8 protein-coding genes and 1 pseudogene are annotated in these 9788 nt (G+C 73.6%); 8 read left to right on the top strand and 1 reads right to left on the bottom strand.

Annotation, left to right across the window (positions count from 1 at the left end; all coding sequences use genetic code 11):
* The 6 genes from AB0917_RS31750 to AB0917_RS31775 all read left to right on the top strand — a co-directional run.
* A partial coding sequence (locus AB0917_RS31750; RefSeq protein WP_366823164.1) for a glycosyltransferase family 9 protein occupies positions 1-490 on the top strand: 490 nt, incomplete at its 5' end.
* Positions 491-542: 52 nt separating this feature from the next.
* The gene (locus AB0917_RS31755) at positions 543-1448 is read left to right on the top strand and encodes a glycosyltransferase (protein ID WP_366823172.1); all 906 of its coding nucleotides are present in this window, start codon (positions 543-545) and stop codon (positions 1446-1448) included.
* Positions 1445-2341, top strand: coding sequence for a glycosyltransferase (locus tag AB0917_RS31760; RefSeq protein WP_366823165.1), 897 nt, complete (start codon positions 1445-1447; stop codon positions 2339-2341). Before AB0917_RS31755 ends, AB0917_RS31760 begins: the two co-directional genes overlap by 4 nt.
* A 500-nt stretch (positions 2342-2841) precedes the next feature.
* Positions 2842-3204 (top strand): ANTAR domain-containing protein, encoded by a 363-nt coding sequence (locus AB0917_RS31765; protein ID WP_366823166.1) that lies wholly within the window; start codon positions 2842-2844, stop codon positions 3202-3204.
* Positions 3205-3434: 230 nt separating this feature from the next.
* A complete protein-coding gene (locus AB0917_RS31770; RefSeq protein WP_366823167.1) occupies positions 3435-4244 on the top strand; it encodes a SigB/SigF/SigG family RNA polymerase sigma factor in 810 nt (269 codons plus the stop codon).
* 139 nt (positions 4245-4383) lie between these two features.
* Positions 4384-6651, top strand: a complete 2268-nt coding sequence (locus tag AB0917_RS31775; RefSeq protein WP_366823168.1) for a catalase — start codon at positions 4384-4386, stop codon at positions 6649-6651.
* Between the two features lie 111 nt (positions 6652-6762).
* Here the strand turns inward: AB0917_RS31775 and AB0917_RS31780 are convergent, their stop codons facing one another.
* Positions 6763-7299 carry an isochorismatase family cysteine hydrolase gene (locus AB0917_RS31780; RefSeq protein WP_366823170.1) on the bottom strand — a complete coding sequence of 179 codons (537 nt, stop codon included), beginning with the start codon at positions 7297-7299 and terminating at the stop codon, positions 6763-6765.
* A gap of 168 nt (positions 7300-7467) precedes the next feature.
* Here AB0917_RS31780 and AB0917_RS31785 point away from each other — a divergent pair, with 168 nt between their 5' ends.
* Both AB0917_RS31785 and AB0917_RS31790 read left to right on the top strand, forming a co-directional pair.
* Positions 7468-8658: a zinc-dependent alcohol dehydrogenase gene (locus AB0917_RS31785; RefSeq protein WP_366823171.1), complete on the top strand. Its 1191-nt coding sequence runs from the start codon at positions 7468-7470 to the stop codon at positions 8656-8658.
* Positions 8659-8673: 15 nt separating this feature from the next.
* Positions 8674-9719, top strand: a pseudogene (locus tag AB0917_RS31790) (SDR family oxidoreductase).
* Positions 9720-9788 lie beyond the last annotated feature (69 nt).

A 9788-nucleotide genomic window follows, 5' to 3' on the forward strand; every position in this document is an offset into this window, starting at 1 on the left:
GCCCGCCCGGCGCTGGCCGGCCCGCCACTACGCCACGGTCGTGCGGCGGCTGCTGGCCGCGGACTGCCGGGTCGTGGTGACCGGCGGCCCGGGGGAGGAGGGGCTGACCGAGGAGGTGGCGAGGGACGCGGGGCTGGGCGCCGAGAACGTGTTCTCCGGCGGGATGCCCTTCGCGGAGCTGTCCGCCCTCGTCGCCGGAGCGGCGTGCCTCCTCAGCGGCGACACCGGCCCCGCCCACCTGGCCGTCGCCCACGGCACCCCGTCGGTCACCCTCTTCGGGCCGGTGGCACCGCGCCTGTGGGGACCGCCGCCGGACCCGCGCCACACCGCCCTGTGGCACCCCGGCCCGCCGGGCGATCCGCACGGCACCGCCCCCGACCCGTCGCTGCTGAGGATCGGGACCGTCGAGGTGCTCGCCGCCGTCCTCGCACACACCCGTCGCGAGGAGACCGACGGCCCCCGGCCAGCCGAGGCGGGCAACCGTGCGTGAGGACGGCGACAGGGCGCCCGCCCCGGCCGCCGACGCGCGCACCACCGTCGCCATGATCACCAGGAACCGGCCGCGCAGCGCCCTGCACACCCTGGACCGGCTGGCGGAGCTGCCCGAGCGGCCACCGGTCGTGGTGGTCGACAACGGCACCGACCGGGCGGTGGGAGCCGCCCTGCGGGCCCACCCGGTCGGCGCCCGGGTGCTGGCGCCCGGACGCAACCTCGGCGCGCTGGGCCGGAACCTCGCCGTGGGCCACGCCCGTACCCCGTACGTCGCCTTCAGCGACGACGACTCCTGGTGGCGGCCCGGCGCCCTGCGGCGCGCCGCCGACCTCCTCGACGCCCACCCGCGCCTGGGCCTGCTGGCCGCCCGCAGCCTGGTGGGCCCCCGGGAGCGGGAGGACCCGCTGAACGAGCTGCTGGAGCGCTCCCCGCTCCCGCCGGAACCGGGCCTGCCGGGCCGCCCCGTCCTGGGGTTCCTCGGCTGCGCGTGCGTCGTCCGCGCGAAGGCCTTCCTCGGCGTCGGCGGCTACCACCCGCTGCTCTTCTTCGGAGCCGAGGAGACCCTCCTCGCCTACGACCTGGCGGCCGCCGGCTGGGGCGTCTCCTACGACCCCTCGGTGACGGCCCACCACCACCCCGACCCGGGCGAGCGTCCCGGCCGCACCGCACTCCTGCGCCGCAACGCCCTCCTCACCGCCTGGCTGCGCCGGCCGGCGCACGTGGCCCTGCGGCACACCCTGGCGCTGGCCACGGCGGCGGCGCGAGGTGACGCGGGAGCCGCCACGGCGCTGCGCGGGGCCCTGGAGAGAGCGCCCGCCGCCGTGCGCCGACGACGGCGCCTGCCCCCTCGGGTCGAACAGAAGGTGCGGCTGCTGGAGGGGTACGCGGACGAGGACGGCGTCAGCCGCGTACGAGCAGCGGCCCACGGGAGCGCCGGGAAGGAGACGAGGACATGAGCGACGACCGCGTCACCGTCGTGGTGATCACCCACAACCGCCGCCCCGAACTGCTGCGCACGCTGGCGGCCCTGCGTGACCTGCCCGAGGCGCCCCGGGTGATCGTCACCGACAACGGCTCCGAGGACGGCACCGCCGGCGCGGTGGCCCGCCTGCACCCCGAAGTGACGCTGCTGACCCCCGGCCGCAACCTGGGGGCCGTCGGCCGGAACCTGGCGGTCGAGCACGTGCGCACCCCGTACGTGGCCTTCTGCGACGACGACACCTGGTGGGAGCCGGGATCCCTGCGGCACGCCGCCGATGTGCTGGACCCGCGGCCGCGCCTGGCCGCCGTCACGGCCCGCATCGTCGTCGAACCGTCGGGCGAGGAGGACCCCGTCGTCGCCGAGCTGCGCGATTCCCCCCTCCCCGGCCCCGACTGGCTGCCGGGCCCCGCCCTCGGCTCGTTCCTGGCCGCCGCGACCGTGATGCGGACCGAGGCCTTCCGGTCGGCGGGCGGATTCCACCCGGGCCTGTGGCTGGGCGGCGAGGAGGAGCTGCTCGCCACCGACCTGCTGCGGCAGGGGTGGTGGCTCAGCTACGTCCCCGAGCTGCTGATCCACCACGCGGCCTCCACCGCCCGGGACAGCACCGGACGGCGGACCCTGGGGCTGCGGAACACCCTCTGGTTCACCTGGCTGCGCCGCCCCTGGATCCCCGCTCTGCGCCGGACCGCCGAGCTGCTGCGTACCGTCCCCCGGGACCGGGCCTCGCTGCGGGCCTTCGGCCAGGCGGCGGCCGGGCTGCCATGGGTGCTCAGGCAGCGCCGGCCCGTGCCGCGCCCCCTCGAAGCACGCATCCGCACCCTGGAGCTGGCCCGCCGGACATCGGCCGCGCGCCGCTACGTCGGATGAGGCGCGCCCTCGCGCGGGTCGCCGGGGGCGTTCGCGACGGCGCCGCGCGGCCGAACGACAGGGGAGCGTTCCTTTCAGGGGGTGTCCCGCCGCCGGGCGCGTGTCGGGTGCCACGCGCCCGCCACGCCGTGCCTATTCTCCGTGCGGTGGAAGGGCGTTCCGGGCACACCCGCGCATGCCCTTCCGCAGAGAGCAGCCGACCGGGCGGAGCAGCCGGCCGGCCACGGGCGGGACCTTCCGACGGCCGAGGCCGTGCCCAGGGTTCACCGGCGGGTGTGCTCGCCCCCCGAGCCGCACCTGCCAGGGCCCCTGCCCCGCCCCCCCCGCACGGGGCCCGGCCCTCCTCCTCCGGCGCACCGGGCCCCGCGCCCGGCGCCCTGGCTCTCCGTACCCGCGCACGGCCGGACGACGCAGGACGCGGCGGACGACCCAGCCTCACCGAGGCCGTGCCGCGGCCGACGTGGCATGCACACGAGGGAGACGGGAAGGAGAGAGCAGACATGCGAGAACAACTCGATCACGACGACGACATGCGCACCGCACCGCCCGGCCCCGAGGATCCGGCGCCGGCTGCCCCCCGGCCCACCGCGGCCGAGATCGCCGCCCTCCGCGGCGAGCTCGAAGGACTACGGGCCGCACTCAGCAGCCGACCGGTGATCGACATCGCCCGCGGCATCCTCATCGCCTCGACGCCCTGCACCAGCGGGCAGGCCTGGCAGACCCTGGTCACCGCCTCGCAGGAGAGCAACATCAAGCTGCGCGACATCGCCCACCAACTCGTCGAGAGCTTCCACGGCACGCCTCTGCCGCCCGCCACCCGCCGCGCCCTGCACACCGCCATCAGACACACCCGCGCCCGCTGAGCACGCCCCCCGGGCAGGGGAGCGGCTTCCGGCGACCGGTCGGGTGAACACACCGCCCCGCCGTTTTCGCGGTTCTCCGCACAGGGGAAGGCAACGAGGGTGCTTCGGAGGTGAGGCACGCCCCGGCGACGGATGCCGCGCGGGCCGTCCTCCCTGACGTCAGGGCCCACCCGGCGCACCATCCTCCCGGCGACAGCGATCCCGTACGGCGAGGAGTTGAGCCGCCCCCCATGGCCGAGGAAAGCCGGTACGCCGACGACCCCGACACGGCAGCGGACTTCCGCCGTCTCGTGGAGCTCCCCGCCGGCCCCGCGAAGGAGCGGCTGCGCGGGCAGATCATCTGTGCCTGGCTGCCCATGGCCCACCGCCTGGCAGCCCGCTACCGCAACCGCGGCGAGACGCTGGAGGATCTGCGGCAGGTGGCGGCGATCGGTCTCGTCAACGCCGTGGACCGCTACGATCCCGCGATCGGCCGCGCCTTCGCGCCCTTCGCCGTGCCCACCATCACGGGTGAGATCAAGCGGCACTTCCGGGACCGCATGTGGTCGGTGCACGTCCCCCGCCGCGTCCAGAACCTCCGCAACGTCGTCCGCCTCGCCGGCTCCGAACTGGCCGCCATGGGCATCTCCCCCTCACCGGCCCGGATCGCCGAGCACACCGGCCTCACCGAGGACGAGGTGCGGCAGGGGAGCGAGGCCCTGCACGGGTTCAGCGCCCTGTCCATCGACGCCGAGACGGCCGCGGGCACGGGCGAGCTGCTCCTGGGCGACCGGCTGGGCACCGTGGACGACGCCTTCGACCTGGTGCTCGACCGCGAGGCGGCGAAGCCCGGGATCAGCCGGCTGGCCGAGCGCGAGAGACGCGTGCTCTACCTCCGGTTCTTCGCCGGGATGACCCAGAGCGCCATCGCCACCGAACTGGGCCTGTCCCAGATGCACGTCTCCCGCCTGATCGCCGAGTCCTGCCGCCGGATCCGGGAGAGCGCCACGCACGAACCCGCCCTGCACACGGCGCCCTTGACCCCGGCCCGCCCGAGATGACGGATCCGGCCGCCCCCCTCCCGGCGGGCCGCCGCCACGGCGAGCGGGAAACGGGTCCGTGTGAAGCGGTGGCCGTCGGGTACCCGTGGGCGCCTCCCCCTCACGTATGGGCCCGCGCCCCCTCACGTACGGAGTTGTCATGAGCGACAAGAATCCCCTGAAGGCCGTGGCCGAGAAGGCCGCCGACGCACTGGGCGTGGCCTCCTCGCCCGAGGAGGGGGTGCCCGGCAAGCCCGCTTCGCAGTCGCCCCCGGTGGACGAGCCCACCCGGCCGCAGGCGCCGCTGCCGCCCAAACCGGACCAGCGCGGTCCGGCCACGATGAGCCCCACGGGCCAGGACCTCGGCGTCGACCCCGCGGACCTCGCCCAGTCGGGCGCCCACCTGACCACCGCCCAGGGCGCCCGGCTGTACGACAGCGACCACTCCCTGAAGGCGGGGGAGCGGGGCCCGGTGCTCCTCCAGGACCACCACCTGCGGGAAAAGGTCACGCACTTCGACCACGAGCGCATCCCCGAGCGCGTGGTCCACGCCCGGGGCGCCGCCGCCCACGGGGTGTTCACGGGCTACGGCACCGCCTCCGGCGTCTCCCGGGCGGCGTTCCTGGCCGAGGGCGTCGAGACCCCCGTCTTCACGCGGTTCTCCACGGTGCTCGGTTCGCGCGGCTCGGCCGACACCGTCCGCGACACCCGAGGCTTCGCCACGAAGTTCTACACCCAGGAGGGCGTCTTCGACCTCGTCGGCAACAACATCCCGGTCTTCTTCATCCAGGACGCGATCAAGTTCCCCGACGTCATCCACGCGGGGAAGCCGCACCCCGACCGGGAGATCCCGCAGGCCCAGAGCGCCCACGACACCTTCTGGGACTTCGTCACCCTGCACACGGAGGCCACGCACCACACCCTGTGGAACATGTCCGACCGGGGCATCCCCCGCTCGTACCGGACGATGGAGGGGTTCGGCGTCCACACCTTCCGCCTGGTGAACGCGGAAGGCGCCACGACGCTGGCGAAGTTCCACTGGAAGCCCAAGCTCGGCGTGCACTCCCTGCTCTGGGAGGAGGCGCAGATCATCAACGGGGTGGACCCCGACTTCCACCGCCGTGATCTCGCCGACGCCATCGAGGCGGGCGCCTTCCCCCAGTGGGAGCTGGGCATCCAGACCTTCCCCGACACCCCCGAGCAGACGTTCGAGGGCATCGACCTGCTGGACCCGACGAAGATCGTGCCGGAGGAGCTGGCACCGGTGCAGCCGATCGGCCTGCTGACGCTCGACGCGAACCCGTCGAACTACTTCGCCGAGACCGAGCAGGTCGCCTTCCACGTCGGCCACCTGGTGCCCGGCATCGACGTCACCGACGACCCGCTGCTGGCCGGCCGGCTCTTCTCGTACCTGGACACGCAGATCTCCCGGCTCGGCGGGCCGAACTTCGGTCAGCTGCCCATCAACCGCACGCACGCCCCGGTCAACGACATGCTCCGGGACGGCATGCACCAGACGGCGGTCCACCGGGGCGTCGCGCCCTACCGCCCGAACTCGCTCGACGGAGGCTGCCCGTTCCTCGCGGGGGCCGACACGGGGGCGTTCGTGGAGAGCCCGGTGACGGTGCCCGAGGCGAGCAAGGTGCGCGCCGCCCCGGCCTCGTTCGCCGACCACTTCACCCAGCCCCGGCTGTTCTGGCTGAGCATGACCCCGGTGGAGCAGGAGCACATCATCGCCGCCTACACCTTCGAGCTGAGCAAGTGCTACGAGCAGGCCGTCAAGGAACGGGCCCTGAAGGCGCTGGCCAACATCGACACCACGCTCTGCGAACAGGTGGCGAACGGGCTCGGCCTGCCCGCCCCGCGCGCCACGGAGAAGCTCGCCACGCCGGAGCCCAGCCCGGCCCTCTCCCAGCTGGGCGCCGTCTGGCCGCCGGACGGCCGCGTCGTGGGCATCGTGGCCGACGCCGACGGCGATCTGGCCGGGGTCCGCACCGTACGGGAAGCGGTGCTGGAGGCCGGCATGGTCCCGCTGGTCATCGCCCCGACGGGCGGGGTGCTCGACCCGGACGGCGACCCGGTCACCGTGCAGCGCACGTTCGCCAACGCGCGGTCGGTGGAGTTCGACGCGATCCTGCTGGCCGGTGCGCCCGGCCCGGGTGACGACGCGTACGGGGCACGGGACGCGAAGGCCGGGGGACCGGCGACGGCGACCGACCCCCGGGTGCTGCTGCTCCTGTCGGAGGCGTTCCGCCACGGCAAGGCGCTGGGCGGCTGGGGCGAGGTCGCCGGGGTGCTGGAGGCCGCCGGTGCGCACGCCACCCTGCCCGGGGTCGTGACCGGCGACGACCCGGCCACGGTCCTGGACCAGATCGTGCGGCTGCTCGGCGGGCACCGGGTCTGGGACCGCTTCCCCGCCGGAATCTGACCGGCGCCGAGGGGAGGGGCCCTGCCGCGGTACGGCACCGAGGAGAGAGGCCCCGCCGCGGTACGGCATCGCGGCGGGGCCCCGCCCGTTCCCGGCCCACCGCGCCGCCCCTCAGAACGAGACGGTCTCCGCCTCCCGGATCGCGGCGCCCATGTTGCGCTCCATCATGCGCAGCGCGGCCTCGGCGAGGTCCTTGTGGATGTGGGCCACCGCGTCCTTCGGCACGGTGACGCGCAGCTGCCGGATATGGGCGTCGAGCGCCGAATACAGGACGCACTGCTCCGTCACCTGGCCGCAGAGCACGACATGGTCCGCGCCCAGCTGGGAGAGCAGATAGCTCAGCGGCGTCTCGTAGAAGATGGAGTGCCGTGCCTTGACGACGAAGAGCGAATCGTCGTCCGGCAGGATGGGCTCGACCAGCTCGGCGTTCTTCCCGGCGAGCGTCTTCTCCACGATCTCTCCGTGGTGCGACCGCCATTCGCCGAAATTGTCGTTCGTGTAGATGACCGGAACGCCTTCCGCCCGAGCGCGGTCGATCAGGCGCGTGAGGTGGGGGAGAACCGTGCGGACGGAGGGAACGAGCAGTTCGGCGTCGGCGTGCTCATAGGCGTTGATCATGTCGATGACGATGAGGGCGCTATTTCCCATGACGCCATCCTCGCACCACGTCCGCGCTGCCACACGAGCGTGTTTCGTCAGGAGCCTCGTGGGAACTCGGCACTCGTCCAAACCCGGGAACGGCCGTGGAATCCGCGTGAAGAAGTCCGACGCGAAACAGGACGTGAAGAAGTCCGACGCGAAACAGGGAGTGCAACCGTGCGCGCATTGACCTATCAGGGAAAGCGGGACGTCCGGGTGGAGACCGTTCCGGACCCGAGGATCCAGGACCCGACGGACATCATCGTCAAGATCACCTCCACCGGTATCTGCGGCTCGGACCTGCATCTCTACGAGGTGCTGGGCCCCTACCTCGATCCCGGTGACATCCTCGGCCACGAACCGATGGGCGTCGTGGAGGAAGTAGGGCCCGGGGTGCACGCCGTCGCCCCGGGGGACCGGGTGGTCATCCCTTTCAACGTCTCCTGCGGCCACTGCTACATGTGCGGACAGGGGCTGCACTCCCAGTGCGAGACCACCCAGGTCCGCGAGCGCGGCACGGGCGCCTCCCTGTTCGGCTACACCAAGCTCTACGGGCAGGTGCCCGGCGGCCAGGCCGAGTACCTGCGGGTGCCCTTCGGGAACGATCTGCCCATCAAGGTCCCGCACGGCCCCTCGGACGACCGGTTCGTCTACCTGTCCGACGTCCTGCCGACCGCCTGGCAGGCCGTGGAGTACGCGGACATCCCGCCCGGCGGCAGCGTCACCGTCCTCGGTCTCGGCCCCATCGGGGCGATGGCCGCCCGCATCGCGATCCACCGGGGCGCCGGGCTCGTCATCGGCGTGGACCTCGTCCCCGAGCGCCTCGACCGGGTCAGCGCGTACGGGGCCACCTGCCTGGACCTGCGCCGGTACGACAAGAACAAGGACCTCGGCGACGCCGTCCGGGACCTCACCGACGGGCGCGGCACGGACGCGGTGATCGACGCGGTCGGCATGGAGGCCCACGGCGCCCCCGTCGCCAAGGCCGCGCACGCGGCGGTCGGCCTGCTGCCCGACAAGGTCGGGCAGCGCCTCATGGAGACGGCGGGCATCGACCGCCTCACCGCTCTCCACACGGCGATCGACCTGGTGCGCAGGGGCGGCACGATCTCCGTCTCCGGCGTCTACGGCGGCTCCGCCGACCCGATGCCGCTGCTGACCATGTTCGACAAGCAGATCCAGCTGCGCATGGGCCAGGCCAACGTCAAGCGCTGGGTCGACGACCTGCTGCCGCTGCTGGTCGACGGCGACCCGCTGGGCGTGGACTCCTTCGCCACCCACCATCTGCCCCTCGAAGAGGGGCCCAGGGCCTACGAGACGTTCCAGAAGAAGGCCGACGGGATGATCAAGACCCTGCTCGTCCCCTGACGGAAGGACGCTTTCATGGAGACCACCGGACGGCCCGGCGGCAAGCGGGTCGTGGTCACAGGGGCCACCGGCAACGTGGGGACGAGCGTGGTCCGCGCGCTGGCCGGGGACCCCGGGATCGGCTCGGTCCTGGGCCTGGCGCGCAGGCGCCCCGCCCTGGAGATCGCGGGGGTCGAGTGGGACACCGTCGACCTGTCGCGCGAGGACGGCGAGGAGCGGCTCACCGGCCTGCTGCACGGCGCGGACGCCGTCGTCCACCTGGCGTGGCGCTTCCAGCCCACCCACGACCCGGTCGTCACCTGGCGGAGCAACGTGCTCGGCTCGCAGCGGGTCTTCGACGCGGTGGAGCGCAGCGGGGTCCCCGCCCTGGTGCACGCCTCGTCCGTCGGCGCCTACTCACCCGGCCCCAAGGACGAGCCCGGCGTGAACGAGGAGTGGCCGACCCACGGCTGGCCGGACGCCGCCTACTGCCGGGAGAAGGCCTACCTCGAACGCGTCCTCGACACCTTCGAGCTGCGGCACCCCCAGATCCGGGTGGTCCGGATGCGGCCCGGCTTCCTCTTCAAGGAGACCGCCGCGCCCGAACAGCGGCGCATCTTCGCCGGCCGTCACATCCCCGGAAACCTCCTCCGCCCCGACCTGCTGCCCTTCGTGCCCGACCTGGAAGGGCTGCGGTTCCAGGTGCTCCACACCGACGACGCCGCCGAGGCCTACCGGCTGGCCGTGCTGGGCGACGTACGCGGCCCCTTCAACCTGGCGGCGGACCCGGTGATCGACGCCCACCAGCTGGCGGAACTGCTCGACGCCCGCGTCGTACGGATCCCCAGGGCACTGGTGCGTACGGCGCTCGCGGGCGCCTGGCGGGCCCACGCCGTACCGGCCTCCCCCACCTGTTCGACGCGGTGCTGCGGCTGCCCGTCCTGGACTCCTCCCGGGCGCACAAGGCGCTGGGCTGGCAGCCGTCCCGTACGGCCCAGGAGGCGCTGAACGCCTTCCTGCGCGGCGTGCGGGAGGGCCGGGGCGAGGACACCGCGCCGCTGGCCGGCCGGAAGATCGGCTGAGGCCGGAGCCGGTTTTTCCAATAAGCGGGGGTTACTATTGTTTGGTTTGTAGGTCGGCCTAGCGCTGCG

It is taken from the genome of Streptomyces sp. NPDC007346 (assembly GCF_040703535.1).
GTDB lineage: Bacteria > Actinomycetota > Actinomycetes > Streptomycetales > Streptomycetaceae > Streptomyces.